This is a genomic window from Pararhodobacter sp. CCB-MM2, from assembly GCF_001691415.1.
Taxonomy (GTDB): Bacteria; Pseudomonadota; Alphaproteobacteria; order Rhodobacterales; family Rhodobacteraceae; genus Pararhodobacter.
Genome location: NZ_LRRR01000010.1, coordinates 21,404 through 46,452 on the forward strand (window position 1 = coordinate 21,404; position 25,049 = coordinate 46,452).

Below are 25,049 nucleotides of genomic sequence, written 5' to 3' on the forward strand. Positions count from 1 at the left end.
GCGCCGCGGAATGCGGCGCGTCTGTCTTGTCGCATATCGGGGCCCCGGGCGCAAATGCGGCGCACTCATGAAGTTCATGCAGAAGGCTTCAGGCGGGCAGGGCAGAGGCGGGTGGGCAAGGGCGATCAGCCCTCGCGGACCATCTTGTCCTTCACCTCGATCAGGATCGCGGCCATCTTGGCGCGGATCTCGGCTTCCGAGGCCTTGCCGTCGAGGTCCTTGACCAGCTTTCGGATCACGTCCTCGTCGCCGTCTTCTTCGAAATCGGCGGTGATCACGGCCATCTGGTAGGCGGCAACCGCATCCCCTTCGAGGCCCAGCAGGCCGGCCGCCCAAGCGCCGACGGCCTTGTTGCGGCGGGCGACGGCTTTGAAGGCCATCTCGGCGTCATGGGCGAATTTCGCTTCGAATGCGTTCTCGCGATCGTCGAAGGTGGTCATGTCACGGGCCTTTCTCAACGGTGGTCGCAGCGGTGCGGCGAGGCACCGGTGCGGGGATAATTCGGCCCCAGATATGGGCATTGCGCCCCGGTGCTGCAAGCATTCTTTGCAGCCGCGGCGAGGCATTTGGCCGCATCGGGCGCCTCGCGGCCTTGCGGGGCTGAGGATCGGGGGCCCATGCTTGCGGGCCGGGGCCGCTTGGCGTATAGGCGGGGCTGACTTCAGACGCCTGCGCGCCGCCGCGGGCCCATCGGGGAATCACCTGACATGGCGAGACGCACCAAGGTTTACGAGGGCAAGGCCAAGATCCTTTACGAAGGCCCGGAACCCGGAACCTATGTTCAGTACTTCAAGGACGACACCAGTGCCGGCGACGGGGCGAAGAAAGCCCAGATCGAGGGCAAGGGTGTCCTGAACAACCGCCTGTCCGAGTATTTCATGTCCGGTCTCAACGAGATCGGCGTGCCGACCCATTTCATCAAGCGCATCAACATGCGCGAGCAGCTGATCCGCGCCGTCGAGATCATCCCGCTGGAAGTGGTCGTGCGCAACATCGCTGCCGGTTCGATCTCGAAGCGTCTGGGCATCGAGGAGGGCACGCCCCTGCCGCGCCCGATCGTCGAATTCTACTACAAGAACGACGAGCTGCATGACCCGATGGTCAGCGAAGAGCATATCCTCGCCTTCGGCTGGGCCACGCATCAGGATCTCGACGATATCGTCGCGCTGGCCCTGCGTGTGAACGACTTCCTGTCGGGCGTGATGATGGGCGTCGGCATCAAGCTGGTGGACTTCAAGATCGAGATCGGCCGGATCTATGACGGCGATTTCATGCGCCTTGTCGTGGCCGACGAGATCTCGCCGGACAGCTGCCGCCTGTGGGATGCGAAGACCGGCCAGAAGCTGGACAAGGACGTGTTCCGCCGCGATCTGGGCAACCTGTCGGAAGCCTATACCGAGGTGGCGCGGCGTCTGGGCGTGATGCCCTCGAACGCGACTCCGATCACCAAGCCGAAACTGATGAACTGAGGGACGACCCGATGAAAGCGCGTGTTCATGTCATGCTGAAAACCGGTGTTCTGGACCCCCAGGGCGAAGCCGTGCGCCATGCTCTGGGTGCCTTGGGTTTCGACGGGGTCGAGGCGGTCCGTCAGGGCAAGGTGATCGAGCTCGATCTGGCCGAAACCGACCGCGCGGCGGCCGAGGTGGCGGTCAAGGCGATGTGCGAGAAGCTTCTCGCCAACACCGTGATCGAACGCTACGAGGTCGAGCTGGTCTGATCGCGGCGCGGCGTGTCGGGGGAGGGGTTTCGCCCTCGACCGGCAGGCGTGCGGCCAGCAGCTCTCGGGCGACCGGGGAAGGGGGGCTTTGCCCCCCTCTTTGCTGCGCAAATTCACCCCCCAGGATATTTTCGGAACGAAGATGCAAGGGGCGCGGGGCTTCTGGCCGGGGTCAGGAATGTTCCTCGGCGGCCGTGGCGGCCAGGGCCTGGTTGAAGGCCCGGAGCGCGTCGACATGGCTGAGCGAGCCTATGACGCGCAGGGTGCCATCCGCGCCAAGCTGGGTGACGGCGAGGTGGCTGGCGCTGGTGCGTTCGAACAGGCGCAGGGCGGGTTTCAGGCGCGAGCCGGCGGGGATCGAGCGGCCCTCGGCGGCAAGGGCTTCGAGGGCCTCTTGGTCCGGTGCGCCTTGTTGGCCAGCTCTGCGCATCGCGGTGCCGACATGGACCAATTGCAGCAGGTATTCTTGTGGGCCTTGGGCGATGCGCACGTCGCGGCGCGCCAGCTGGGTCAGGAAGAACGAGCGTTTGACGAAGCGGCTGGCCACGGCCGAGGCGGTGGAGATCGCGGCCATCACGGCAATCGCCGTCTGCCAGTCACCGGTCAGCTCGAACACGATGAGCGTGGTAGAGACCGGCGCGCCGAGGACCGCAGCCGCGACGGCGCCCATCCCGGCCAGCGCATAGGTCGTGGCGCTGCCGGAATAGGCCGGGATCAGCCCCGTCGCGATCAGCCCGAAGGCGAGCCCCGTCAGCGACCCCACCACCAGCGCCGGTGAGAAGACCCCGCCGCCCATGCGGCCGCCCAAGGTGATCGAGACAGCAACGACCTTCGCGACGGCGATCAGGATCGCCTCGGTGAGGCCGATGCGGCCGGTCAGCGCCAAGGTGGTCACCTCGTAGCCGATGCCGATCACCTGCGGGGCGGCGATGGCGATGGCCCCGACCAGCGCTCCGGCCAGAGCAGGGCGCAGCCAGCGGGGCAGCCCGGTGCGGCGCTGCAGGCGGTTGGCGGTATCCTCGGTCCAGAAGATCGCCCGCATCAGTGCCAAGGCCACCAGCCCGGACACGAGTCCGAGGATCAGATAGGCCGGGATCTCCCAGTAGAAGGCGACCATGTTGCGCACCGGCAGGGTGAACTCGGCGACATCCCCGAAAGCCAGCCGGTTGACCAGCGTGCCCATGATCGAGGCGATGGCAATCGGCGCGAAGGCGTGCAGCGCGTAATGGCGTAGCACCACCTCCATCGCGAAGATCGCCCCGGCGATGGGGGCATTGAACGAGGCCGACACCGCCGCTGCCACCGCGCAGCCCAGAAGGTCGCGCCCGGTGACCCCGTTGGCGTGGATGCGTTCGGCGATGCGGGTGGAAATCACGGCGGCGAGGTGGACGACCGGCCCCTCGCGTCCCGCCGATCCGCCCGATCCCAGCGTGATCATCGACGCGAAAGCCGAGGCCAACCCCTCGCGCATTTCCACCCGGCCGCGGTGGAGGGCGGCGCCCTCGATCACATCGGCCACGGCGCGCACGCGGCCGTCGGGGGTGAAGCGGTGCAGGATCAGGCCGACGACCAAGCCTCCGGTCGCGGGAATGGCGATCAGCGCCCACCAAGGCATCGCGGCGGCGCGGGCCAGCACGGCGTGGTTCTGCGCATCGTAGAGCAGGCTCTCCAGCCCCGTGATCCCAAGGCGGAACACCACCGCAGCCAGGCCGCCGAGCGTGCCGAGGATGAAGGCGATCATCCAGAATTGCAGCTCGTCGGGGCCATGCAGGCGGATGCGCTTCAGCCACAGCTGCGCGAGGCGCAGGATCTTCAGGCGGGGAACGGGGCGTGGCATGGCGACTCCTTCCCGTCCTCACAAGCGCAGAATGCCGGAGGTTGCAAGAGCTTGTCGGCGGATCTGGCATCCCCGCGCGGCAGGGGATAGGGTCCGCCCAAAGGACGAGGGCCAAGGCCAGGGAGGGCTGCGATGACCACCAAGGATGACGCGCTGGAGGCCCTGTCGGCCCTGCTGGGCGAGCGGCTGAATCGCTCGCAATCGGACCGTGACCTGCACGGTCGTTCCGAAGGGCATTTCCAGGACATGCCGCCGGATGCCGTGGCTTACCCTGAGACCACCGCCGAAGTGGCCGAGATCGTGAAGATCTGCCGCAGCGCCGGTCTGCCGATCATCGGCTGGGGCGCGGGCACCTCGCTGGAGGGGCATGCGCTGGCCCCGCGCGGCGGTGTCACGGTCGATTTCCAGCGCATGGCCGCGGTGCTGGAGGTGGTGCCGGAGGATATGGTGGTCGCCGTCCAGCCCGGCGTCACGCGCGAGGCGCTCAACACCGAATTGCGCGCGACCGGGTTGTTTTTCCCGATCGACCCGGGCGCGAATGCCTCGCTGGGGGGCATGGCTTCGACCCGGGCCTCGGGGACCACGGCGGTGCGTTACGGGACGATGAAGGCCAATGTGCTGGGGCTGGAGGTGGTGTTGCCCGATGGCCGGATCATCCGCACCGGCACGCGCGCGCCGAAAAGCTCGACGGGTTACGACCTGACGGCACTCTTCGTGGGCTCGGAAGGGACCTTGGGCCTGATCACCGAGCTCACGCTGAAGCTGCATGGTCAGCCCGAGGCCGTGCGCGCCGCGGTCTGTGCCTTCGACACCTTTCAGGGCGCGGTGGATACGGTGATCGCGACCATCCAGTCCGGCATCCCCATGGCCCGGATCGAATTCGTCGATGCGGCCTCGGCGGCGGGCTTCAACAAGGCGGCGGGCACCGATTGGCCCGATGCGCCGCATCTGATGCTGGAGTTCCACGGCACCGAGGCGGGCGTGGCCGAGCAGATGGAGCGCTTCGCCGAACTGGCCGAGGATTTCGGCGGCCAAGGCTTCCGCTGGGCCGAGAAAGCTGAGGACCGCAACGCCCTCTGGGCAATGCGCCACAATGCCTACCGGACGATCTTGCAGGCGCATCCCGGCTCGGACCCGATCACCACCGACATCTGCGTGCCGATCTCGCGTCTGGCGGAAGCTGTCGAGGAAACCGCGGCTGAGATCGCCGCCTCGGGGATCCCGGGCCCGATCGTCGGCCATGTCGGCGACGGCAATTTCCACGCGCTGCTGCTGCCGCAGTTGGGGGACGCCGCGCAAAAGGAGATCGCCCTGCGCCTGTCCGCCAATATGGCCGAGCGCGCTTTGCGTCTGGGCGGCACCGTCAGCGGCGAACATGGCATCGGCATGGGCAAGACCAAATACATGCGGGCCGAGCACGGCGACGCCTGGGACGTGATGGGCGCGATCAAGGCCGCCATCGACCCCGACGGCCTGATGAACCCCGGCAAGCTCTTGCCCGGCAACTGATCACACGAACGCCCCCCTCATCTTCGTTCCGAAAATATCCTCGGGGGTGAGGCCGCAGGCCGAGGGGGCAGACAGCCCCCTCCTTTCGGGCGCCGAGCGAAGCGAGGCGCCCTTGGTCGCGCGAGGCCTGCGTGCCGGAGGCATGCCGGACGAGGGCGAAACCCCTCCCTGCCGCTGACCCAGCGCACCAAAGCCCCGACAGGACTTCCTGACCCCAAAGGGTTGCGATGACCGGCGTCCTCCGGCAGGGTCGGGGCTCATTTTGACGTTTGCGATATTGACGGAGCTTTTCATGCGGGTGTTTTCCCCCCGGCGGCTTTTGCTGCCCGTTTTCCTGTCTTCTCTCACCCTCTCGGTGCCCCCCGCCCAAGCCGGCAGCTGGTGGGACGACGATAGCAGCACGCTTGGTTCGCTGCTCGAAACCCTGCCTGAGCGTGCCTTTGGCCCCCGCGCCGAAATCGGCTACGGCGACCTCGCGGCGGCCGAAGGTCAGCAACAAGCCGGTGAGCCGGCGTCGGGTCTGGTCAGCCGCGTGTTGCTGACGGCCGTCGGCCCGACTCCGGGCGCGCAGGCCTTGGTTGCCGATCCGGACAGCACCGCGGCGCAGGGGTTTGCCCGTGACGCCATCACCCAGCTGGTGACCTTTGGCCGGGGACGCAATGAGGGGGTGATCCAACTGGATGACGAGGCGACGGCCGCCTTGCCCGGCTTCCTCGCCGATCACGGCTATCACTCGCTGGCCGACGGTGTCTGGGGCGGCGGCTCGGCTATCGTCGACGCCTCGGCGCTCTGGAGCGGGCCCTTCCCGCGGGACGTGGCGCTGCGGCTGAGGGGCAGCGACCTCCACTACGCGGCGATGTCGCAGGCCGAGGCGCTGATGGCCGACAGTGACGGGGCCTTGGCCGGGCAGGAAGCCCTCGCCCCTCTGGTCGAGACGATCGACAGCATGGATGAACACGGCACCGCAGGCGATCTGATCGCAGCACTGCTTTACCCGGCTGCACCCGTGTCCGAGACCGCGCTGCCATGGCGCGCGCTGGCCTTGGCCGATTTCGCCGAGGGGGACACGGCCACCGGCCTGTTGCTGGCGACGCTCGACTGGCCGGTCGAAGGCTATGCCTCGCCGGTCGCACTGGGCGCCGAACTGACCCGGCTGTGGCGCGAGGCGCCGGTGCCGGGGGCCGCAAGCCTGCTCGACGCGCTTGATGGCGCGGGATCGCTCAGCGTCTCGGTGCTGGACGACGGTCTGGCGCTGCTTCAGGTTGAGGTCTCGCTTCCGGCGCGGCTGGGGCGGAACGGCTTCAGCGTCAATCCGGCGATGGATATCTGGCAACAGGCGCTGATCTTCGGCGAGCTGCCGATCCTGCCGTAAGCCTCGCACGGAACGCGGCGGTCAGTCCGCCTCGTCCTTGCGCGGTTGCGCCAGCGGGTGGTGGTCCATGACCAGCGCCCGCAATTTTTCATCGAGAACATGGGTGTAGATCTCGGTCGTGCCCAGATCGGCATGGCCCAGCAGGGTCTGGATCACCCGCAGATCGGCGCCGCCGGCCAGAAGATGCGTCGCGAAGGCGTGGCGCAGCACATGCGGGCTGACCCGCGCAGGGTCGAGGCCCGCCTCCAGCGCGATCTGCTTCACCAAAGCGTGGAACCGCACGCGGCTCAGATGCCCCTCGGCACCCCGCGCCGGAAACAGGAAGCGCGAGGGGGGATGGCCCTGCTGACGGGCCAGATCCTCGGCGGCGTCGCGGTGGGACAGCCAGATCGCCACCGCGGCGCGAGCGGGATCGGATAGCGGGACCATCCGGTCCTTGCCGCCCTTGCCGCGCACCATCAACATCTCCGGCGCGCCGCGCAGGGCGGCATGGGGCAGCGAAACCAGCTCGGTCACCCGCAGCCCGCTGGCATAGAGCAGCTCGAACAGGCAGGCATTGCGCGCGCGGGTCGCAGCATCAGGGCCGTGGTCGCGGGCGGCATCGAGCAGCCGGATCACCTCGTCCTCGGTCAGTGTTCCGGGAAGGCGCTGGCTGCGACCGGGGCCATCGATGCGCAGGGTCGGGTTGTCGCCGCGCCAACCCTCGTCATAGGCGAAGCGGAAGAACTGCTTCAACGCGGACAGCCGCCGGGCGCGGGTCGCGCGGGACAGCCCTTCGGCATCGAGCGAGACAAGATACCCTTCGATATCGTCGCGCTCGGCTGCCGGCAGGCCGGGGCCGTTGTCCTGCAGCCAATCGGCGGCATGGGACAGGTCGCGCCCATAGGCCAGCAGCGTGTTACGCGCGGCGCCATTCTCGGCGGCGATGGCTTCGAGGAAGGTGGAAATCTGGCGCTGCGCCTCAAGGTCAGGCATCAGCCGTTCCGTTCGAGCAGCAGGCTCTCCAGCGCCATGCGGCGGGCCACGTCCTCCAGCCCCAAGGCGCGCAAGGCCGTGAGCCCCTCGGCCATGGTGCGCGGATCGCCGGGGCCACCTAGCTGGTTCAGGAGGCGCAGGATTTCCTCGCCCAGACGCCCTTCGGACAGGCGCTCGGCCATGCCTTCGGGCAGGGGGCCTTCCGGGCCGAACGCCAGCGCAACCGCGCGCGCCAGCTCACCGGGCATCGAGCCGCGCAGCTCGCCGGGATCCATGCCACGGGCGATGGCGGCGAGGAACCGCGCGTCCGAACTGGCGCTGTCCATCTCAAGACCCAGCGCGATCGTCTCGTAATCGCTGGACAAAAGCCCCATGCGGAAGGCGATGGCATCAGCCTCGCCGGTCAGGGGCAGGTGCTGCAACGGCTGGGCAAAGAGCTCGGCCATCGGCACTTCCAGCTCGCCTGCCTGAATGAGCGGCCAAGCCTCCAGCAAGGCTGCCGTCACGCGGGCCGTGTCTTCCGAGGCAATGGCCGCGTCCAAGGCCTGAATGGCACTGACGCGTTCCCAAATCCCGCCCGAGGCCGCTGCGCGGCGCTCGGTATAGAGGCCCAGCAGGCGGTTGGGGGTGACGGCGCCGACACGGGTCAGACGCTCGGCCGCTTCGATCTGGCTGCGCCAGCCGTTGAGACCGCGCAGGTCGGAATGGGCATAGGCGACCGGCATCCCCAGCGAGGCCTCGGCATCGCCCGTGGCTTCGCGCAGGCGCCAGACCAGCGGGCTGGGCACGCCGGGCGGCGGCGGCAGCAGGGTGGGCGAGAGGGGCAGAACCTCATCGTCATGCAGGAACTTATGCATGAGATCCGCCAGATAGGGCTGCATCCGACCCGCCTGCGTGGCCTCATCCAGCAGGGCGGCCGCCTGTTCCCATTCCCCGGCGCGGGCGAGGCAGAAGATCATCGCGGCGTCGTCGCCAATCGGCGGCTCCGGCGTGAGGATGGCCGGGCAGGTTCGGTCCTCATCCCCCAGAAGCAGGCCGATGTCGAAGCGCCGCAGCCGGAGCACCGGCTGGTCCGAGCCGAGCGTATCCAGCAGGACCGCCGCTTGGTCGAGCGCGCCGAAATCGATCAGCTTGTCGATCCGGGCAAGCAGGTAGTCCGGCGCCTCGTTCGGCGTGGTGCCGGGCAGGGGCGCGTTGAACTCGGCCAGCAACAGGCGGTGCGACAGGTCGCGCAGCGCCGGCAGCATGTCGGCGGGCAGGGTGGCGATCAGCTCGGACAGGCGGGCGGCCGGGGTCGGGCCCCACAGCGTCGCAGGCAGGCCCACGCGCGCGGCAGGGAACAGGCCCACGGCCTCGGGGCGCAGGGCATCGAGCGCGCGGACCGAGATCTCGGTCGGGGTGCCGGCGCCCGCGGCGGGGGGCGTGACCGGATAGGCGCCGGGCAGCGGGCGGTCGGGGTTGTCGCGCAGCCAGTCGATGGCAGACAGCGGGCCGGGCGCTGCGGCTTCGGCGGGTTGCTGGGCCAGCACCGGTCCGGGCAGGACCAGCGCGAGGATCAACAGTGATTCGCGGAAGGCGCGCTGTGTGGCCATGGCAATCAGCCGAGCTGCAGGTCGACGGGAAGGCTGCGAGGCTCAGGCGCGCGGCCCAGATCGCCGAAATAGGCGAAGGCCACAAAGCCCACGCCGCCCACCAGAACCAGGATCAGCACCAGCCGGAACAGGTAGCCAAAAAATCCGGGGCCATCGTTGTATCGGGGCATAGGGGGCTCGGTCCTCGTTGTTGTGTCATCGCCGGTCCGCGGGTCGTGACGGGCGTTCGCGGCGATTTATAACTGGAACTTGGCGCGAGTTCACGCCATTCAGGGGCGCGTGGCGAAAAATCGCCTTCTTGTGAACTGAGGCGATCTGCGAGGGGAGGCCGGCGAGGTTTTGCCGATGGAGCCAAGGCTGAAAAAGACCGTGGTCATGGTCGGCATGATGGGCGCCGGCAAGTCCGCCGTCGGCAAGGAGCTGGCGGTGAAGCTGGGTGTGCCGTTCCTCGATTCGGATGCCGAGATCGAACGCGCGGCCAATGCCTCGATCGCCGAGATTTTCGCGCGGGACGGCGAGGCCTTTTTCCGCGAGAAGGAAGCGCAGGTCATCGCCCGTCTGATCGATGGCGAGCCCTGTGTGCTGTCGGTGGGCGGCGGCGCATTCCTGAGCGAGCGGACGCAGCGCCGCATCACTGCCTCGGGCGTGTCGGTCTGGCTGAAGGCCGACCTCGACACGCTGTGGCAGCGGGTGAAGCGCAAGGACACCCGGCCGCTTCTGAAGACGCCGAACCCTTACCAGACGCTGGCCGACCTGATGGCCGCGCGCGAGCCTGCCTATGCGCAGGCCGATCTGATCGTGGCCACCGAGGCCGATTATCCCATTGAAACCACGGCGGATAAGGTGATCGAGGCGCTGGCGAAGCGGCCCGATGTGCTGGATGTCGCCGACGCCTGAGGCCTGCCCCATGAGTGACGCTCTCCCTGCCATCGACGACGTTCGCGTGAACCTGGGCGAGCGCTCGTATACCGTGCGGGTCGGCTGCGGGCTGATTGACCGCGCCGGGGCCGAGATCGCGCCGCTCTTGCGCCGCAAGCGGGTGGCGGTGGTGACCGAGGAGACGGTGGCCTGGGCGCAGCTGGAGCGGTTGCGGACGGGGCTCGCGGCCGAAGGGATCGCGCTGGAGGCGCTGATCCTTCCGCCGGGCGAGAGCACCAAGGGTTGGGTTCAGTTCGAGCGGACGGTGGAATGGCTGCTGGCCCAGCGGGTCGAACGCGGGGATATCGTCGTGGCCTTGGGCGGCGGCGTGATCGGCGACCTCGTGGGCTTCGCGGCGGCAGTGCTGCGCCGGGGCGTGCGTTTCGTGCAGATCCCGACCTCGCTGTTGGCGCAGGTGGACAGCTCGGTCGGGGGCAAGACCGGCATCAACTCGCCTTTGGGCAAGAACCTGATCGGGGCGTTCCATCAGCCCTCGCTGGTGCTGGCGGATATCGACGCGCTGGACACGCTGAAGGGGCGCGACTTCCTCGCCGGTTATGGTGAGGTGGTGAAATACGGGCTGCTGGGCGATGCGGCGTTCTTCGACTGGCTTGAGGTGAATGCCCCGGCGATGGCGGCGGGCGACAAGGCCCTGCGGCAGGAGGCGGTGCGGCATTCGGTGCGGATGAAGGCCGATATCGTCGAGCGCGACGAGACCGAGCAAGGGGACCGCGCGCTTTTGAACCTCGGCCATACCTTCGGGCATGCGCTGGAGGCGGCGACGGGCTTCTCGGACCGGCTTCTGCATGGGGAAGGCGTGGCGATCGGTTGCCTGCTGGCGTTCGATCTGTCGGCGCGGCTGGGGCTGTGCTCGCAGGAGGCGCCCGAGCGCGTGGCCGAGCATCTGGCGCGGATGGGGATGAAGCGGAAGCTGTCGGATATTCCGGGCGAGCTGCCGGGGCGCGAGGCGCTGATCGAGCTGATGGCGCAGGACAAGAAGGTGGTCGACGGGACCATGCGCTTCATTCTGGCGCGCGGGATCGGCGAGAGCTTCGCGACCTCGGACGTCCCGCGCGAGGCCTTGGCCAGACTTCTGGACGACGCGCTGGCGTAACGGTCGCGACGGTGGGTTGAAAACCCACCCTACGGGGCTGCGCGGGACGGGTAGGGTGGGATTTCATCCCACCGTTGCGCCAAACTGCCTGTGAATTGGGCAAACCGGACGCTCCTCGCCGATTTCAAAATTTTACCCGTTGATAAAATTTTGATCCGTGGCAAGCTGGTGAAAAAAGAACACCAGCCAACCCGGAGGTAGCCCGTGACGAATTCCCCGCAGACAGACGGCGTGGTCGCCGCGCGTCTGGACGACGCGACGCTGGCCGCGCATTTCGACGATCTCTATCCCGATCTCGACGCGCATGAGGCCCGAGTCGCCGCCGACCGCTGTTATTTCTGCCATGATGCGCCCTGCATCACCGCCTGTCCCACCGACATCGACATCCCGCTCTTCATCCGCCAGATCCAGGCCGGCCAGCCCGATGCTGCCGCTCGCACGATCCTGTCGCAGAACATCCTCGGCTCGATGTGCGCCCGTGTCTGCCCGACCGAGACGCTCTGCGAAGGCTCCTGCGTGCGCAACGACGCCGAGGGCAACCCGGTCGAGATCGGCCGCCTGCAGCGCTATGCCACCGACGGTCTTCTGGCCGCGAACGAGCATCCCTTCACCCGCGCGCCCGCGACCGGCAAGTCGGTGGCCGTGGTGGGGGCGGGGCCCGCGGGCCTGTCCGCCGCGCATCGTCTGGCCATGCTGGGTCATGCGGTGACGATGTATGACACCCGTCCCAAGCCCGGCGGCCTCAACGAATACGGCATCGCGGCCTACAAGGCGGCCAATGGCATCGCGCAGGCCGAGGTTGACTGGCTGCTGCAGATCGGCGGCATCGCTGTCGAGACCGGCAAGGCGCTGGGCGGCGATCTGACGCTGGACGGGCTGAAAGGCCAGTTTGATGCGGTGTTCCTTGGGGTCGGTCTGCAGGGCGTGAATGCCCTGCGTGTGCCGGGTGAAGATCTTCCCTCTGTCCGCGACGCGGTCGATTTCATCGAAGAACTGCGCCAGACCGAGGACAAATCCACCCTCGCCATCGGTCGTCATGTCGTGGTCATCGGCGGCGGCATGACCGCGGTCGACGCCGCCGTGCAATCGCGGCTTCTGGGCGCCGAGCATGTCTCGATCGTCTATCGCCGGGATCGCGGGGCGATGTCGGCCTCTGATTACGAGCTCGACCATGCCGCGACCGAGGGCGTGACGATCCTCACCAACGCCATGCCGGTCGAGGTGAGTGCCGCGGGCGTGACCTTTGCCTATACCCGCAGCGGCGCCGCGGGGCTGGAGAAGACCGGCGAGACCTTCACCCTGCCGGCGGATCAGGTGTTCAAGGCCATCGGCCAGACGCTGAAGGGCCAGCCCGAGGCGCTGGCGCTGGAGGGCGGCAAGATCGCCATCGACGCACAGGGCCGGACCTCGGTCGCAGGTGTCTGGGCCGGGGGCGATTGCGCCACCGGGGGCGAGGACCTGACGGTCACCGCCGTGGCTCAGGGCCGTGACGCGGCGCTGGATATCCACGCGGCGCTCGGCGCATGAGCGCGGTGCCGAAACCCCTGACGCTGCCCGCCGAGGGCGGCTGCCGTTGCGGGGCGCTGCGGTTTCGCGTGACGGCGCAGCCCATCGCCTCGGCCGCCTGCCATTGCCGGGGGTGCCAAAAGATGTCGGGAAGTGCCTTCTCGACCACGCTGATGGTGCCCTTGGGCGGCTTCGAGGTGACACAGGGCGACCCCGTTATCGGCGGGATGAAGGCGCCCGGATTGCAGCACATGCATTGCCCGGATTGCCTGTCCTGGGTCTTCACGCGCATTCCGGGGATGGAATTCCTCAATGTGCGGGCGGTGATGCTGGACGATCCCTCGGGTTTCGTGCCCTTCATGGAAACGTGTACCTCCGAGAAACTGCCCTGGGCGGAGACCCCCGCCCGGCACAAGTTCGAACAATTCCCGCCGGGCGAGGCTTATGGCCCGCTGCTGGCCGAATATGCGGCGCTGATGGCGTCCGAGGAGTGCTGACATGGCTGACCTGACCTCCAATTTCGTGGGCATCAAGTCCACCAACCCCTTCTGGCTGGCCTCGGCGCCGCCGACCGACAAGGAATACAACGTCCGCCGCGCCTTCGAGGCCGGCTGGGGCGGCGTTGTCTGGAAGACGCTGGGTGAGGAAGGCCCGCCCGTCGTCAACGTCAACGGACCGCGCTATGGCGCGATCTGGGGCGCGGATCGCCGGCTGCTCGGCTTGAACAACATCGAGCTGATCACCGACCGCCCGCTGGAGGTGAACCTGCGCGAGATGAAGGCGGTGAAGCGCGACTATCCTGATCGCGCGCTCATTGCCTCGATCATGGTGCCCTGTGTCGAGGAGGCGTGGAAGGCGATCCTGCCCTTGGTCGAGGAGACCGGCGCCGATGGCATCGAGCTGAACTGCGGCTGTCCGCATGGCATGTCCGAGCGCGGCATGGGTGCTGCGGTCGGCCAGAACCCCGACCTGATCGAGCAGATCACCCGCTGGTGCAAGCAGTACACCCGCATGCCGGTGATCGTGAAACTCACGCCCAACATCACCGATGTGCGCAAACCCGCGCAGGCCGCGAAGCGGGGCGGGGCGGATGCGGTCTCGCTGATCAACACGATCAACTCGATCACCTCGGTGGATCTCGATGATTTCGCGCCCGAGCCGACGATCGACGGCAAGGGCACGCATGGCGGCTATTGCGGCCCGGCGGTGAAGCCCATCGCGCTGAACATGGTGGCCGAGATCGCGCGCGACCCGATGACGGCGGATCTGCCGATCTCGGGCATCGGCGGGGTCACGACATGGCGCGATGCGGCCGAGTTCCTGACGCTGGGCGCGGGCAACGTGCAGGTCTGCACCGCGGCGATGACCTATGGCTTCGGCATCATCAAAGAGATGACGGCGGGCCTGTCGCTGTGGATGGACAAGAAGGGTTTCACCTCGGTCGATCAGATCACCGGCCGCGCGGTGCCCAATGTCACCGACTGGCAGTATCTGAACCTCAACTACGTCACCAAGGCGGTGATTGATCAGGACAAGTGCATCTCCTGCGGGCGTTGCTATGCCGCCTGCGAGGATACCTCGCATCAGGCGATCCTGATGAAAGAGGGCCGGGTGTTCGAGGTCGATGACAGCGAATGCGTGGCCTGCAACCTCTGCGTCAATGTCTGCCCGGTCGAGGAATGCATCACCATGAAGCGCGTGGCGCCCGGTTCGTTGGACGAGCGCACGGGCAATGTCGTCCCCGCCGAGAAGGGCGACTGGACACAGCATCCCAACAACCCGATGGCCAGCGCGGCCGAGTGATCGGCGCTGACGGGTGGAACAAGGGGCGGCCTTCAGGCTGCCCCTTTCTTATGGGCGGATCGGGCCGGCGCGGTCGATGGTCTGGTCGCCAGTGAAGCAGATGTAGAGCTGGCTCTCGTCGACGCCGAAGAGGCTGCAGGCACCGAGCGGGTAGAAATCGCAATCGTCAAACTGACGGTCAGCGAGGGTCAGCGCGCCGGTTCGCGTGGGCGGGCCGAGGAACTGCCGGGTGGCGGTTCGGTCCGAGCGTGCGCGTTGCAGGTGGTTCTCCACGAGGTCTTCGACCATCGGGCCGCGCAGGCACTGGGATTGTTGGCGTTGGCAATCGGCGGGGGATAGCTGCGGGTCGCAACGCTGGGCGTCGTGCCAGCGGGCGACATCGAAACTCTCGCCCCGGAACGGCGTGACGCGCAGCGAATAGGTCAGGGCCAGTGCGGTGGCACCCGCAAGGAGGGCCAGCAGCGGGATCAGAAGCAAGGCCCAAAGGCGGAGGAGGGGGCGACGCTGGGGCACGGGAACGGGTCACACGGGGGAAGGGTATCGGCAGACGCTAGCAGTCCATGCGCCTTCAGAGGGTCAACAACCGGTGAGGCCGAATGACACTTGCCCCGCCTCCCGCGGACGGGAGGGCGGGGCAAGGCACGGCTCGGTGCGAGGGGCCATGCGGAACGGCGCGGGAGGGCGCGCCGGTTAGGGTCAAACCTTCTTGTCGAGGGCGTGCGCGGATTCGCTTTCCGAGCCGAGCAGCATCGCGGTGGCCGAGACATCGACAGGCTCACGCCGTTCGACCTCGCGCTCGGACATGCCGCGGGGGCCGTCGTCTGCGCGGCTGCGCTCGCTTCGGTCGACACGTTCGTTTTCGGCTTCCGCGCTTTCGTCTTGACGGGCATTCGCATCCTCGATCGCCTGTTTCATGTCGGGATCGGCGATGCGCGTGCGAATGTCCTGCAAGACATTGATATCAAAGCTGGGCGGCGGCCCGACGGGCCGTTCGCGTTGGGCGTGGTAACGCGCCATCTCGGCGGCGCGGCTGTCGTCGACGGGCTGCACGGCGCGAGGCGATTCCACCGGGCTGACAGGGGCGACATGGCGCGTGGCTGTCGACAAGTGGGGCTGCGTTTCACGCGTGTAGGCCGCCGTCGGTACAATCGGGGTCAAGGCGGTCATGGCTGAACCTCAAAGATGAGCGATACCAAAAGGCTAGGTCCAACGACGTTAATGTCTTCTTAAGGTATAAAATTTTAAGGAAATATCGCTTAAGGGGGCGTCGCGCTGGTGACGAAATCTCAACGCTGACCCTGATAAACGCCCGCGCCCTTTGTTGGGGCCCAACGAAAACGGCCGCCCCAAGCGGGACGGCCTTTCATCAAATTTCGCGCGGGCCTCAGCCCTTCAGGATCGAGCGGCCGGCGTATTCGGCCACTTCGCCCAGCATTTCCTCGATGCGGATCAGCTGGTTGTACTTCGCGAGCCGGTCCGAACGGGCCAGCGAGCCGGTCTTGATCTGGCCGCAGTTGGTGGCGACGGCGAGGTCGGCGATGGTGGCGTCCTCGGTCTCGCCCGAGCGGTGCGACATGACGTTGGTGTAGCGCGCGCGGTGGGCCATATCGACGGCCTGCAGCGTCTCGGTCAGCGACCCGATCTGGTTCACTTTCACCAGCATCGAGTTGGCGACACCGGCTTCGATGCCACGGGCCAGACGCTCGGGGTTGGTGACGAACAGGTCATCGCCCACCAGCTGGACCTTGCCGCCGAGCTTGTCGGTCAGGATCTTCCAGCCTTCCCAGTCATCCTCGGACATGCCGTCCTCGATCGAGATGATCGGGTACTGGGCGCAGAGCTTCGCCAGATACTCGGCGTTCTCTTCCGAGGTCAGCGAGAGGCCTTCGCCCTTCATCTCGTACTTGCCGCCCTTGAAGTATTCGGTCGAGGCGCAGTCGAGCGCGAGGTAGATGTCCTCGCCGGGCTTGTAGCCGGCCTTTTCGATCGACTTCAGGATCAGGTCCAGCGCGGCGGTGGTCGAGCTGAGGTTCGGCGCGAAGCCGCCCTCATCGCCCAGACCGGTCGAGAGGCCGGCGGCGGTGAGTTCTTTCTTCAGGGTGTGGAAGACTTCCGACCCCATGCGGACGGCGTCGCGGATATTGCCCGCGCTGACCGGCATGATCATGAATTCCTGGATGTCGATCGGGTTGTCGGCATGCTCGCCGCCGTTGATGATGTTCATCATCGGCACCGGCAGGACGCGGGCCGAGGTGCCGCCGACATAGCGATACAGCGGCTGGGTGCAGCTTTCGGCAGCGGCCTTGGCCACGGCCAGCGAGACACCGAGGATGGCGTTGGCACCGAGACGGCCCTTGTTGTGGGTGCCGTCGAGTTCGATCATCGCGCGGTCGATGGCAACCTGCTCGGTCGCGTCGATCCCCATCAGGGCTTCGGCGATCTCGCCGTTGACGGCGGCGACGGCGTGCAGGACGCCCTTGCCCATGTAGCGGGCCTTGTCGCCATCACGGCGCTCGACGGCCTCATGCGCGCCGGTCGAGGCGCCCGAGGGCACGGCCGCGCGGCCCATGGTGCCGTCTTCCAGGATCACGTCGACTTCGACCGTCGGGTTGCCCCGGCTGTCGAGGATCTCGCGGCCGTGGATGTCGATAATGGTGGTCATGGCGCCCCTCATTGCAAATGGTTGACGCCTCTATACGGCAGGGCTTGTGACGATAAAAGGACGTTAAGGCGTCCTCCGCGCGGCCGTCGGGGCCGTTATCGCTGCCGATAGCGCTGCCCGTTTCCGATCATGGCAGGGTGGCGGTTTCCGAGGTCTGCACGGGCCGGCGGTTCAGCCGGATCTCGCGCAGCAGGGTATAGAGGCCCGCCGCCACGATCACCGCCGAGCCGATCAGGGTCCAGCCATCCGGGCGCTCGCCGAAGACCAGCACGCCGATCAGCATCGCGAAGACGAGGCGCGCGTAGCGGAACGGCGTCGTCGAGGCGACATCGCCCAGACGGGTCGAGAGGACCAGCATGACATAGGCCGTCGTGCCGACCAGCACGTTGAGGATCAGAAAGGTGCTGTCCAGCGCCGAGGGTATCACCATCGACTCGCCCCGGATCAACAGCAGCAGGATGCCGCCGGGCACGACGGCGAAGAAGCCCCAGCCCGACAATTGCAGCGAGGTGACATCGGGCGAGACCTTGCGGGTGGCGATGTCGCGGGTGGTCAGGAAGACAACGGCGGCCAGCGGGATCAGGGCGAGGCTGTCGAACCCCTCGGTTCCCGGGCGCAGGATCAGCAGCACGCCGAGGAAGCCCACGAGGATCGCACTCCAGCGGCGCCAGCCGACGGGCTCGCCCAGAAACAGCGCGGCGGCCAGCGTGACGGCCAGCGGCATGGCCTGCAGGATCGACGAGACGACGCTCAGCGGCACAAGGGCCACGCCGAGGATCATGCACATCGCCGCCAGCATCTCGGAGATGTTGCGCAGCAGCGCCGCGCCTTTCAACGCGCGCCGGTCGAAGAACCGCTCGCCCTTGCGCCACATGGCCAGCCCGAAGACCAGCGCCCCGCCGGCGCCCAGCGCGAGGCCGACCTCGCCGGGAGGCATGCGGGTGGACAGATCCTTGATGATCGCATCTTCGATCGCGAATCCGGCCATGGCGGCCACCATGAGCATCGGCCCCTTGAGGCTGGACATCGCGTTTCCTCCCTATCCCTTAGCGTGTGAGATAACCGGGGCGGCGGGCCGGGGAAAGGGTTCGTCTGGGCGACGCGACGACTTTCCTTGCAGGCGTGCGCTGGGGGTTGACCCTACGACAGGGCGCCTGTTCTATGCCGGCCCTTAACCCGTGAAGGAATGCCATGACGCCGACCGAACGCCGCTCTCTCGATCCTGTCGGTTTCTGGCTGATGCTGGGGCTGGCCATGCTGTTCGGGGCCAACAACCTGATGATCAAGCTGGGGAATGAGGGGTTGCAGCCCGCGTTCTTCGCCGGCCTGCGCTCGATCGTGGCGATCCCGGTGCTGGGCGCCTGGATGCTGTGGCGCGGCTTCTCGTTCCGCTGGGATCTGTGGCGCGAGGGGATTTTGGCGGCGCTGCTGTTCTCGGCCGAGTTCCTGCTCTTGTTCATCGCCTTGGACAATACCAGCGTGGTCCGCGCCTCGTCGCTGTTCTACGCGATGCCGATCTGGCTGGCGCTGGCCGCGCATTTCCTGTTCCCGGGCGAGCGTCTGACACCCCTGCGCCTGCTGGGCTTTGCCTTGGGGTTCGGCGGCGTGGTCCTCAGCATCGCGGGCCGGGGCGCGGGGAGCGGGGTTCCCGGCAATCTGTGGGGCGATCTGGCGGCCGTGGTCGCGGGCATGAGCTGGGCGGCCATCGTCGTCGTCTCCCGCCGGACGCGGTTCGGCACGGCCTCGGCCGAGGCGCAGATCTTCTGGCAGGTGATCGGCTCGGCCCTGTTGCTGACGGCAACGGCGCCCCTGTTCGGCGGCCCCTTGGTGCGGGACTTCACCACGCTGCATGGCGTGATGCTGGTGGTGCAATCGGTGGGGGTGGTGACGGCGGGTTTCGTCACCTGGTTCTGGCTGATCGGGCGCTACAAGGCCTCGACGGTGGCCAGCTTCAGCTTCCTGACGCCGCTGCTCAGCGCGCTTCTGGGATGGCTGGTGCTGGGCGAGACCGTGGGGCCGGTCACGCCGATCGCGCTGGCGCTGCTGATCGCCGGGTTGTTCCTGATCAACCGGCGTTGAGCCTGTCCGGGCGGCTGCGCTTACAGCCGCGCCAACCGTTCGGTCAGCAGGGCGTAGAAGCCCTCGGCATCGCAGTCGCCCATGAAGAAGGCGTTCTTCGGCCGGTCGGTGATGCCCCACCAATCGGCCACCGTCATGCCCAGCGTCAGCTCGGAGCCGGTTTCGATCTCGACGTTGATATGGCGGCCGGTGAACAGCTCGGGCTTGATCAACCAGGCGATGGTGCAGGGATCGTGCAGCGGCGCGCCCTCGGAGCCGTATTTGGCCATGTCGAAACGCTCGAAGAAATCCGTCCAGCTGGCGACGGCAGGACCGACGGGACCGCTGAGCGCGCGCAGGGCGGCAATGCGCGGTTTCGTGGTCAACACCTTATGCGTCACATCGAGCGGCATCACCGTCAGCTTGATGCCGGATTTGAACACGATATCCGCAGCTTCCGGGTCGACGTAAATGTTGAATTCCGCCGCCGGGGTGATGTTTCCGACCTCGAAATACGCGCCGCCCATGATGACGATCTCGTCGATCTTGGCGGCAATGTCGGGGGCGCGTTGAAGGGCCGTGCCGATGTTCGTCAAGGGACCGATCGGCACGAGGGTGATGCCGTCATGGGCGCGGGCCTGTTCGATGATGAAATCGACGCCGTGACCCTCTTGCAGCGCCATCTGCGGGTCGGGCAGGTCGATTCCGTCGAGCCCGGTCTTGCCATGCACATGCTCGGCCGTGACCAGCTTGCGCTGCATCGGGCGGTCGCAACCGGCGAAGACCTTCACGTCGGTGCGCCCGGCCAGCTCGCAGACGATGCGGGCGTTCTTGGTGGTCAGCGCCAGCGGCACGTTGCCGGCGACGCAGGTGATGCCCAGCAGGTCGATCTCCTCGGGCGAGGCGAGGGCCAGCAGGATGGCAACGGCATCGTCCTGACCGGGATCGGTGTCGATGATGATCTTGCGGGACATGGCAACCCTCAGTGCACGGAGAAAAGGTGACTCTTTGGTCAAGTTTTCTGCCCTAACAGAATCGCCTGCCGGTTGTCGAGCTTTGCGGGCAGGTCTGGACCGAAGCGGACGCAGGGTTATCTTGCCCCAAAATGGCCCTGTTGCTCTGGTATTCAGGGGACGGAACAGGCTAGGAACCCCTTGATGACCCTTGCACAAGCTAAGTGGATGACCGACCCGATCGAGCCTGCCAGCTTCGCACCCGGCCCCGGAAACGAGCGCCCGTTCCGCAACGCGTTGGGGGCCTTCGCGACCGGCGTCACGGTGATCACCGCGCAGTCCGAGATCGGGCCTCTCGGGATCACCGCCAACAGCTTTGCCTCGCTGTCGATGGACCCGCCGCTGGTGCTGTGGTCGCCGGGCAAATTCTCGCGTCGCTTCGATACCTTCGTGAAGGCCGAGCATTTCGCCATCCACGTGCTGGGCGCCGAGCAGTACGAACTGGGTGCGCATTTCGCCAAGCAAGGGCACGATTTCGACCTGCCCAACGTCGTCGAGAATGCGCAGGGTGTGCCGGTGCTGCCGGGCTGCCTTGCCGTGTTCGAATGTGCGCGTGAGGCGGTGCATGACGCGGGTGACCACGCCATCGTCGTCGGTCGCGTGCTGGCCGTGCGACATCGTCCGGGCGTCCCGCTGGTGTTCCATGCCGGCAGCTACGGCGGCTTCGGCCAATAGTGTTGCGCGCCTGCGCTGATGCGTACGATCGCTTCAGCCGGTCTTGAGACCCGCGCGGCAGCTTGAGGGCCCCTGACCGGAGCCCGCAATGCCCTTCCTTTCCCCGATCCTGCCATGATCCATGCCATCGCCTTTGCCGCGATGCGGCCGTTGCTGCCTTGGCTTCTGTTGGGTGTTCTGGCCTCGCATGGGGGCGCTGTCTGGTACGGCTGGCACTGGCGCGGCGGTGTCGAGGCCGCGCGACTGGACCGCGCTCAGGCGGCCTTGCGACTGGCGCAGGCGCGGGTCCTCGGGCTGATCGAGGCGCAGGCCGCCACCACCGCCGAACGCAACGCCCTTCGTGAGGAACAGGACCATGCCGCTGCAACGGATCCCGATGCTGACCGCCTGTGCCTTGGCGCTGACAGCGTGCAGCGTCTTCGCCGTCCCTGATGCGCCGCCGGAAGCTCTTGCGGCGCCGTGCCCGGCTCCTGTGGCTCTGCCTACAAGGGCGATGACACAGAGAGAGGTGGAGACGGCTTGGCGGGCTGATCGGGACAACCTCACCGATTGCGGGGAACGGCTCGCGCTGCTGGCGCAGTGGGTTCGGGCGAGGTGAGGTAAAGTAAAGCCAGAAGCCCAACAATTGCTCAGCGGCCACAGGCGCGGTTTTGTTGCCGCTTAGAGCATGCGGTGCCGGTCTCGGCCGGCGACCCGCTCCACATGGCGCTTGCGCGTGTGGGGGCGGATCCGCGGGCGTACCGAGACCACGTACGCGGATACCTCGGCCCAGGCGGCTGGTATGACACGCTGCAAAGCCGTTGGGGGCCGCAGTGACGGCGCGTGTATCTCGCCGCGGTGCTTGAGCTCTGCGCCTTATGCCTTGGCCTTGCGTCGTTCGATGACGCTTCGAAGTGACGTTGCCCGCGTCGGGTCGAGTTCATCTAGCGTCGCGAGCTCCTGCTCTGCCGTGTCGTATTCACCAGCGCTGACCAAGGCTTGAGCAACGTTGTAGACATACGATGCCGAGGTCCGCTTCACCGGGTTGTAGATCGCAAGAAGCTCCTCTTCCGTTGCCTTGCCCTGGAACAACCTGCTCACGATATCGCGCAGTATCCCGCATTCTTTCAGGGTGTTCAGGAGCTTGTGCCCGCCATACGGGAAGCGCAACTCTTCGACTGTGACGCGGGACTTCAGTTCATCGACATGGCGAAGGTCGCGTGCCCTGTGGGGATCGTATAGGATCTCGGGGACTACCCGCAGACTCTCAGCAACGTTGTCTCGAAGAATCGGCCGTTGGGCGATCGCCTCTGCCCACACAGGCGCCAGTGGCACATCGGGATCGGAGATGATCGATTGCGGCGCGACGGCCAGCACTCGTGTACTGGCTATGTCCGACGACAACAGCAGCGCACCATAGCCTCCCATGCTTGAACCGTAGGAGATCCGTTCGGCGTAGCCTTCCGTCAACGAGCGAATGCATGCGCACATTTCTTTCAGGTCGGGAATTTGCCACCAGTGGTTCGTTTTCGCAGAGACGAACACTGCTGAGTGCCCTCGGAACCTGATATTGTCCTCTCGACTGGCGATGGCCTGCCAGTCTGCTTCCTTGAAGTTGGAGAAAAACACGATGACGTTGGGGGAGCCGTCCAGAACATCCTGCGTGATCTTGATGTCTTCGCTCTCGTAAATCGCTTGGCGCATATTGTTTTCTTATCCTACGGGCCCTCGACCCACACTACCCGACATCGATCGCTGTGCAACGGCGAGTTGCGCCGCCGAAGGTCCCGCGATCACCGAGGAACAAAATCAGCATGACGGATACACCTTAACATCCGGTGTCGGATTTTGGGCAGCGCCACACAGAAAAGCCGTTACCGCCGGCCCGTTAGACGGCTTCGCGCAATAGCAATTTCCGGGGGGGAGATTGGAGCGGGTAGCGGGAATCGAACCCGCGCCAAGAGCTTGGGAAGCTCGTGTGATACCATTTCACCATACCCGCGCAGGGGATCGTCTACAAAGGGCGGGGCAGGCCGTCAAGATCGCGCGTCGGGCTGGAACGAAAAAGGCCCGGCGCTTGGCCGGGCCTTGAAACCATTCGGGTCGGATCAGAACGGGATTTCGTCGTCCATGTCCGAGGGGCCGCTGTAGCCGCCGCCCGAACCCCCGCGCGAGCCACCACCGGAGCCGCCGCGCGAGCCACCGCCCGACCCGCCGCCGTAACCGCCACCCGAGCCGCCGCCGTAGCCGCCACCGCCCATCGGGTCGTCATAGCCGCCGCCACCGCCGCCGCCATTGCCGCCGCCGTCACGCCCGTCGAGCAGCGTCAGCTCGCCGCGATAGGGGCGCAGAACGATCTCGGTGGTGTAGCGGTCCTGGCCGGACTGGTCCTGCCATTTGCGGGTTTCCAGCTGGCCCTCGATATAGACCTTCGAGCCCTTGCGCAGGTACTGCTCGGCGATCTTGGCGAGGGGCTCCGAGAAGATGGCGACCGAGTGCCATTCCGTGCGCTCCTTGCGCTCGCCCGAATTCCGGTCACGCCAGTTTTCCGAAGTGGCGATGCGCAGGTTGCAGACCTTGCCGCCGTTCTGGAAGCTGCGGACCTCGGGGTCGCGGCCCAGATTGCCGACCAGGATGACCTTGTTGACCGATCCCGCCATGTAATGCTCCCGTTGTCGAATCTGTAAGATGGCCATGGGTACACCACCCGCTCTCGGATGAAAATTGCCTATCGGGGGGCCGCGGACGGGGCCTCGCTTGGCGCCTTGGCGATTCGGGTGTAGGATCCGCGCCACTTGGGGATAGTGATGGGGCGAAGAATGCTGCGGACGCTTTTGGCGGCGGGCCTTCTGGTTTGTGCGACACCGGGTTTCACCACGCAGGCATCGGCCAGCGGTTTGCGGCTGGGCGGCGGCAGTGGGTCTACCTCGCGGGCGGACACCTTCCGCAGCCAGACGCGGCTGATGGACAGCCGTCTGTCTCGGCAATATTCCGCCTCGGCCCCTGAGGGCGCCGCGCCCGCCGTGCGCTATACCGGCAGCTACCGGGGCGAGTATATCGGCGTCGCCCGCGCCGCCGCTTCACGGCACAACGTGCCTGAGGAGCTGTTCCTCCGCCTCGTCCATCAGGAAAGCCGCTGGAACCCCGGCGCCGTCTCGCCCGTGGGCGCGCGCGGCCTCGCGCAGTTGATGCCCGAAACCGCGCTGCTTCTGGGCGTAGACATCAATGACCCGCAACAGAATCTCGAGGGCGGCGCGCGCTACCTCAGGATGATGTATGACCGTTTCGGCAGCTGGCGCCTCGCGCTTGCCGCCTATAACGCCGGCCCCGGCGCGGTCGAACAGCACAACGGCGTGCCCCCCTATGCCGAGACGACGAATTACGTCAGCGTCATCCTCGGCGCGGGCTGACCTGCCCCTCACCTTGTCTCAAATACTCCCTTCAGGCGCGGGCCATCCGTCAGTGCGCAGGTGACGTAGTCCGCGAAGGCCCGGGCCAGCGGCGAGGGATTGTCCGAGGCCTGCGATAGCGTCACGCCCAGCCGGGGCAGGGGCGGCAGCCCGTCCGCCAGCACATACAGATCCCCCGGCACCGCCGAGCGCGTGACCACGCTCACCGCCAGCCCCGCCCGCGCCACGGCCAGAAGCCCCGCGAGGCTGGCCGAGGCAAAGGCCAGCCGGTACGCCCGCCCGGCCTGATCCAGCGCCATCCGGGCGGCGCGGTGGTCCAGGGTCTCGGGTGCCGAAAGGGCGAGGGGCAGCACGGGGTCGGACAGGAAGGCCGGCGCCGGATCCGCCGCGACCCAGACCAAGGGTTCCTCACGCAGAAGCGCCACGCCCGTTGCCCCCTCGGCCACCGACGTCAACGCCAGATCGACCCGACGCCGGCGCAAGAGGCCGTGCAACTCCACCGTCGGTGCGCAATGGATCTCGATATCCACTGCCGGATGCGCCGCCGCGAAGCCGCGCAGCAGGGCGGGGAAGAACGAGGTCAGGTAATCCTCGGGGCAACCGACGCTCAGCGCGCCCGAAAGCGCCCGTCCGGTGATCGCATCCAGCGCCTCGTCATGCGCGGCGAGGATGCGCTCGGCCTGCGCCAGCAGCCGCTCACCCGCCGCCGTCAGCGCCATGCCCTGACCCGTCCGGTGCAGCAGCGGCTGGCGGGTGATGTCCTCCAACCTGCGCATCTGCATCGACAGCGCCGATTGCGTGCGCCCGACCTGACCCGCCGCGGCGCTGATCGAGCCGGTCCGCGCAATCGCCAGAAAACTGCGCAAGAGGGGAATATCGAGGCTCTGCATCATCAAGATCCTTGAG

Annotated in this window: 26 protein-coding genes and 1 tRNA gene; 13 read left to right on the forward strand and 14 right to left on the reverse strand. The window is 67.0% G+C overall.

Going from position 1 to position 25,049, the window contains the following annotated elements:
• Positions 1–125: 125 nt before the first annotated feature.
• Complete coding sequence (locus tag BCY78_RS11960; RefSeq protein WP_068301958.1) at positions 126–440, reverse strand: DUF1476 domain-containing protein; 315 nt, start codon at positions 438–440, stop codon at positions 126–128.
• A gap of 267 nt (positions 441–707) precedes the next feature.
• Between BCY78_RS11960 and purC the strand changes: the two genes are divergently transcribed.
• Together purC and purS are read left to right on the forward strand one after the other, a co-directional pair.
• Positions 708–1,469 carry a phosphoribosylaminoimidazolesuccinocarboxamide synthase gene (gene purC, locus BCY78_RS11965; protein ID WP_068301961.1) on the forward strand — a complete coding sequence of 254 codons (762 nt, stop codon included), beginning with the start codon at positions 708–710 and terminating at the stop codon, positions 1,467–1,469.
• An 11-nt stretch (positions 1,470–1,480) separates the two neighbouring features.
• Positions 1,481–1,720, forward strand: coding sequence for a phosphoribosylformylglycinamidine synthase subunit PurS (gene purS / locus BCY78_RS11970; RefSeq protein ID WP_068301964.1), 240 nt, complete (start codon positions 1,481–1,483; stop codon positions 1,718–1,720).
• A 172-nt stretch (positions 1,721–1,892) separates the two neighbouring features.
• Here purS and BCY78_RS11975 read toward each other — a convergent pair whose 3' ends face one another.
• Positions 1,893–3,557 (reverse strand): chloride channel protein, encoded by a 1,665-nt coding sequence (locus tag BCY78_RS11975; protein WP_068301965.1) that lies wholly within the window; start codon positions 3,555–3,557, stop codon positions 1,893–1,895.
• 132 nt (positions 3,558–3,689) lie between these two features.
• Here BCY78_RS11975 and BCY78_RS11980 point away from each other — a divergent pair, with 132 nt between their 5' ends.
• Both BCY78_RS11980 and BCY78_RS11985 read left to right on the forward strand, forming a co-directional pair.
• A complete protein-coding gene (locus BCY78_RS11980; RefSeq protein ID WP_068301966.1) occupies positions 3,690–5,066 on the forward strand; it encodes an FAD-binding oxidoreductase in 1,377 nt (458 codons plus the stop codon).
• 292 nt (positions 5,067–5,358) lie between these two features.
• Positions 5,359–6,438, forward strand: coding sequence for a hypothetical protein (locus BCY78_RS11985; protein WP_068301970.1), 1,080 nt, complete (start codon positions 5,359–5,361; stop codon positions 6,436–6,438).
• A gap of 21 nt (positions 6,439–6,459) precedes the next feature.
• On the opposite strand, the gene BCY78_RS11990 is transcribed toward BCY78_RS11985, so the two are convergent.
• From BCY78_RS11990 to BCY78_RS25585, 3 genes are read right to left on the reverse strand one after another with little or no spacing between them, the layout of a single operon-like run.
• Positions 6,460–7,413: a site-specific tyrosine recombinase XerD gene (locus BCY78_RS11990; protein ID WP_068301973.1), complete on the reverse strand. Its 954-nt coding sequence runs from the start codon at positions 7,411–7,413 to the stop codon at positions 6,460–6,462.
• Positions 7,413–9,005: a hypothetical protein gene (locus tag BCY78_RS11995; RefSeq protein WP_083194986.1), complete on the reverse strand. Its 1,593-nt coding sequence runs from the start codon at positions 9,003–9,005 to the stop codon at positions 7,413–7,415. Before BCY78_RS11995 ends, BCY78_RS11990 begins: the two co-directional genes overlap by 1 nt.
• A gap of 5 nt (positions 9,006–9,010) precedes the next feature.
• Positions 9,011–9,175: a hypothetical protein gene (locus BCY78_RS25585; protein WP_158515927.1), complete on the reverse strand. Its 165-nt coding sequence runs from the start codon at positions 9,173–9,175 to the stop codon at positions 9,011–9,013.
• A gap of 175 nt (positions 9,176–9,350) precedes the next feature.
• Between BCY78_RS25585 and BCY78_RS12000 the strand changes: the two genes are divergently transcribed.
• The 5 genes from BCY78_RS12000 (at position 9,351) to preA (ending at position 14,346) form a co-directional block, all read left to right on the forward strand.
• On the forward strand, positions 9,351–9,902 hold the full coding sequence (locus BCY78_RS12000) for a shikimate kinase (RefSeq protein WP_068301974.1): 552 nt from the start codon (positions 9,351–9,353) through the stop codon (positions 9,900–9,902).
• 10 nt (positions 9,903–9,912) lie between these two features.
• Positions 9,913–11,037 carry a 3-dehydroquinate synthase gene (aroB, locus tag BCY78_RS12005; protein WP_068301975.1) on the forward strand — a complete coding sequence of 375 codons (1,125 nt, stop codon included), beginning with the start codon at positions 9,913–9,915 and terminating at the stop codon, positions 11,035–11,037.
• A gap of 204 nt (positions 11,038–11,241) precedes the next feature.
• Complete coding sequence (locus BCY78_RS12010; RefSeq protein ID WP_068301978.1) at positions 11,242–12,564, forward strand: NAD(P)-dependent oxidoreductase; 1,323 nt, start codon at positions 11,242–11,244, stop codon at positions 12,562–12,564.
• Entirely contained in the window at positions 12,561–13,040 is a 480-nt protein-coding gene (locus BCY78_RS12015; RefSeq protein WP_068301979.1) for a GFA family protein, read from the forward strand. Before BCY78_RS12010 ends, BCY78_RS12015 begins: the two co-directional genes overlap by 4 nt.
• A 1-nt stretch (position 13,041) precedes the next feature.
• Complete coding sequence (gene preA, locus BCY78_RS12020) at positions 13,042–14,346, forward strand: NAD-dependent dihydropyrimidine dehydrogenase subunit PreA (RefSeq protein ID WP_068301980.1); 1,305 nt, start codon at positions 13,042–13,044, stop codon at positions 14,344–14,346.
• Between the two features lie 48 nt (positions 14,347–14,394).
• Here the strand turns inward: preA and BCY78_RS12025 are convergent, their stop codons facing one another.
• The 4 genes from BCY78_RS12025 to BCY78_RS12040 form a co-directional block, all read right to left on the reverse strand.
• Complete coding sequence (locus tag BCY78_RS12025; RefSeq protein ID WP_158515928.1) at positions 14,395–14,859, reverse strand: hypothetical protein; 465 nt, start codon at positions 14,857–14,859, stop codon at positions 14,395–14,397.
• A gap of 183 nt (positions 14,860–15,042) precedes the next feature.
• On the reverse strand, positions 15,043–15,513 hold the full coding sequence (locus BCY78_RS12030; RefSeq protein WP_068301986.1) for a hypothetical protein: 471 nt from the start codon (positions 15,511–15,513) through the stop codon (positions 15,043–15,045).
• 217 nt (positions 15,514–15,730) lie between these two features.
• Entirely contained in the window at positions 15,731–17,008 is a 1,278-nt protein-coding gene (eno, locus tag BCY78_RS12035; RefSeq protein ID WP_068301988.1) for a phosphopyruvate hydratase, read from the reverse strand.
• 127 nt (positions 17,009–17,135) lie between these two features.
• The gene (locus BCY78_RS12040) at positions 17,136–18,035 is read right to left on the reverse strand and encodes a DMT family transporter (protein ID WP_068301991.1); all 900 of its coding nucleotides are present in this window, start codon (positions 18,033–18,035) and stop codon (positions 17,136–17,138) included.
• 164 nt (positions 18,036–18,199) lie between these two features.
• Between BCY78_RS12040 and BCY78_RS12045 the strand changes: the two genes are divergently transcribed.
• Positions 18,200–19,087, forward strand: coding sequence for a DMT family transporter (locus tag BCY78_RS12045; protein WP_068301994.1), 888 nt, complete (start codon positions 18,200–18,202; stop codon positions 19,085–19,087).
• Between the two features lie 20 nt (positions 19,088–19,107).
• On the opposite strand, the gene BCY78_RS12050 is transcribed toward BCY78_RS12045, so the two are convergent.
• On the reverse strand, positions 19,108–20,040 hold the full coding sequence (locus BCY78_RS12050) for a nucleoside hydrolase (RefSeq protein ID WP_068301999.1): 933 nt from the start codon (positions 20,038–20,040) through the stop codon (positions 19,108–19,110).
• Positions 20,041–20,247: 207 nt separating this feature from the next.
• Here BCY78_RS12050 and BCY78_RS12055 point away from each other — a divergent pair, with 207 nt between their 5' ends.
• Positions 20,248–20,754, forward strand: coding sequence for a flavin reductase family protein (locus BCY78_RS12055; protein ID WP_199523146.1), 507 nt, complete (start codon positions 20,248–20,250; stop codon positions 20,752–20,754).
• Positions 20,755–20,868: 114 nt separating this feature from the next.
• Positions 20,869–21,186 (forward strand): hypothetical protein, encoded by a 318-nt coding sequence (locus BCY78_RS12060; protein ID WP_068302007.1) that lies wholly within the window; start codon positions 20,869–20,871, stop codon positions 21,184–21,186.
• A gap of 423 nt (positions 21,187–21,609) precedes the next feature.
• On the opposite strand, the gene BCY78_RS12065 is transcribed toward BCY78_RS12060, so the two are convergent.
• The 3 genes from BCY78_RS12065 to ssb all read right to left on the reverse strand — a co-directional run bounded on the left by BCY78_RS12065 (position 21,610) and on the right by ssb (position 23,393).
• Positions 21,610–22,437 (reverse strand): hypothetical protein, encoded by an 828-nt coding sequence (locus tag BCY78_RS12065; protein WP_068302008.1) that lies wholly within the window; start codon positions 22,435–22,437, stop codon positions 21,610–21,612.
• A gap of 224 nt (positions 22,438–22,661) precedes the next feature.
• Positions 22,662–22,735: transfer RNA gene (locus BCY78_RS12070), tRNA-Gly, on the reverse strand.
• A 106-nt stretch (positions 22,736–22,841) separates the two neighbouring features.
• Complete coding sequence (gene ssb, locus BCY78_RS12075) at positions 22,842–23,393, reverse strand: single-stranded DNA-binding protein (RefSeq protein ID WP_068302009.1); 552 nt, start codon at positions 23,391–23,393, stop codon at positions 22,842–22,844.
• 159 nt (positions 23,394–23,552) lie between these two features.
• Between ssb and BCY78_RS12080 the strand changes: the two genes are divergently transcribed.
• Positions 23,553–24,143 carry a lytic transglycosylase domain-containing protein gene (locus BCY78_RS12080; RefSeq protein WP_083194987.1) on the forward strand — a complete coding sequence of 197 codons (591 nt, stop codon included), beginning with the start codon at positions 23,553–23,555 and terminating at the stop codon, positions 24,141–24,143.
• Positions 24,144–24,151: 8 nt separating this feature from the next.
• Here the strand turns inward: BCY78_RS12080 and BCY78_RS12085 are convergent, their stop codons facing one another.
• Complete coding sequence (locus BCY78_RS12085; RefSeq protein WP_139103153.1) at positions 24,152–25,033, reverse strand: LysR family transcriptional regulator; 882 nt, start codon at positions 25,031–25,033, stop codon at positions 24,152–24,154.
• Positions 25,034–25,049 lie beyond the last annotated feature (16 nt).

Excerpts from the sequence above, each read along its gene's own strand:
- BCY78_RS11960 (WP_068301958.1), bottom strand. The coding sequence starts at position 440 with ATGACCACCTTCGACGATCGCGAGAACGCATTCGAAGCGAAATTCGCC.
- purC (WP_068301961.1), top strand. The coding sequence starts at position 708 with ATGGCGAGACGCACCAAGGTTTACGAGGGCAAGGCCAAGATCCTTTAC.
- purS (WP_068301964.1), top strand. The coding sequence starts at position 1,481 with ATGAAAGCGCGTGTTCATGTCATGCTGAAAACCGGTGTTCTGGACCCC.
- BCY78_RS11975 (WP_068301965.1), bottom strand. The coding sequence starts at position 3,557 with ATGCCACGCCCCGTTCCCCGCCTGAAGATCCTGCGCCTCGCGCAGCTG.
- BCY78_RS11980 (WP_068301966.1), top strand. The coding sequence starts at position 3,690 with ATGACCACCAAGGATGACGCGCTGGAGGCCCTGTCGGCCCTGCTGGGC.
- BCY78_RS11985 (WP_068301970.1), top strand. The coding sequence starts at position 5,359 with ATGCGGGTGTTTTCCCCCCGGCGGCTTTTGCTGCCCGTTTTCCTGTCT.
- BCY78_RS11990 (WP_068301973.1), bottom strand. The coding sequence starts at position 7,413 with ATGCCTGACCTTGAGGCGCAGCGCCAGATTTCCACCTTCCTCGAAGCC.
- BCY78_RS11995 (WP_083194986.1), bottom strand. The coding sequence starts at position 9,005 with ATGGCCACACAGCGCGCCTTCCGCGAATCACTGTTGATCCTCGCGCTG.
- BCY78_RS25585 (WP_158515927.1), bottom strand. The coding sequence starts at position 9,175 with ATGCCCCGATACAACGATGGCCCCGGATTTTTTGGCTACCTGTTCCGG.
- BCY78_RS12000 (WP_068301974.1), top strand. The coding sequence starts at position 9,351 with ATGGAGCCAAGGCTGAAAAAGACCGTGGTCATGGTCGGCATGATGGGC.
- aroB (WP_068301975.1), top strand. The coding sequence starts at position 9,913 with ATGAGTGACGCTCTCCCTGCCATCGACGACGTTCGCGTGAACCTGGGC.
- BCY78_RS12015 (WP_068301979.1), top strand. The coding sequence starts at position 12,561 with ATGAGCGCGGTGCCGAAACCCCTGACGCTGCCCGCCGAGGGCGGCTGC.
- preA (WP_068301980.1), top strand. The coding sequence starts at position 13,042 with ATGGCTGACCTGACCTCCAATTTCGTGGGCATCAAGTCCACCAACCCC.
- BCY78_RS12030 (WP_068301986.1), bottom strand. The coding sequence starts at position 15,513 with ATGACCGCCTTGACCCCGATTGTACCGACGGCGGCCTACACGCGTGAA.
- eno (WP_068301988.1), bottom strand. The coding sequence starts at position 17,008 with ATGACCACCATTATCGACATCCACGGCCGCGAGATCCTCGACAGCCGG.
- BCY78_RS12040 (WP_068301991.1), bottom strand. The coding sequence starts at position 18,035 with ATGTCCAGCCTCAAGGGGCCGATGCTCATGGTGGCCGCCATGGCCGGA.
- BCY78_RS12045 (WP_068301994.1), top strand. The coding sequence starts at position 18,200 with ATGACGCCGACCGAACGCCGCTCTCTCGATCCTGTCGGTTTCTGGCTG.
- BCY78_RS12050 (WP_068301999.1), bottom strand. The coding sequence starts at position 20,040 with ATGTCCCGCAAGATCATCATCGACACCGATCCCGGTCAGGACGATGCC.
- BCY78_RS12055 (WP_199523146.1), top strand. The coding sequence starts at position 20,248 with ATGACCGACCCGATCGAGCCTGCCAGCTTCGCACCCGGCCCCGGAAAC.
- BCY78_RS12060 (WP_068302007.1), top strand. The coding sequence starts at position 20,869 with ATGATCCATGCCATCGCCTTTGCCGCGATGCGGCCGTTGCTGCCTTGG.
- BCY78_RS12065 (WP_068302008.1), bottom strand. The coding sequence starts at position 22,437 with ATGCGCCAAGCGATTTACGAGAGCGAAGACATCAAGATCACGCAGGAT.
- ssb (WP_068302009.1), bottom strand. The coding sequence starts at position 23,393 with ATGGCGGGATCGGTCAACAAGGTCATCCTGGTCGGCAATCTGGGCCGC.
- BCY78_RS12080 (WP_083194987.1), top strand. The coding sequence starts at position 23,553 with ATGCTGCGGACGCTTTTGGCGGCGGGCCTTCTGGTTTGTGCGACACCG.
- BCY78_RS12085 (WP_139103153.1), bottom strand. The coding sequence starts at position 25,033 with ATGCAGAGCCTCGATATTCCCCTCTTGCGCAGTTTTCTGGCGATTGCG.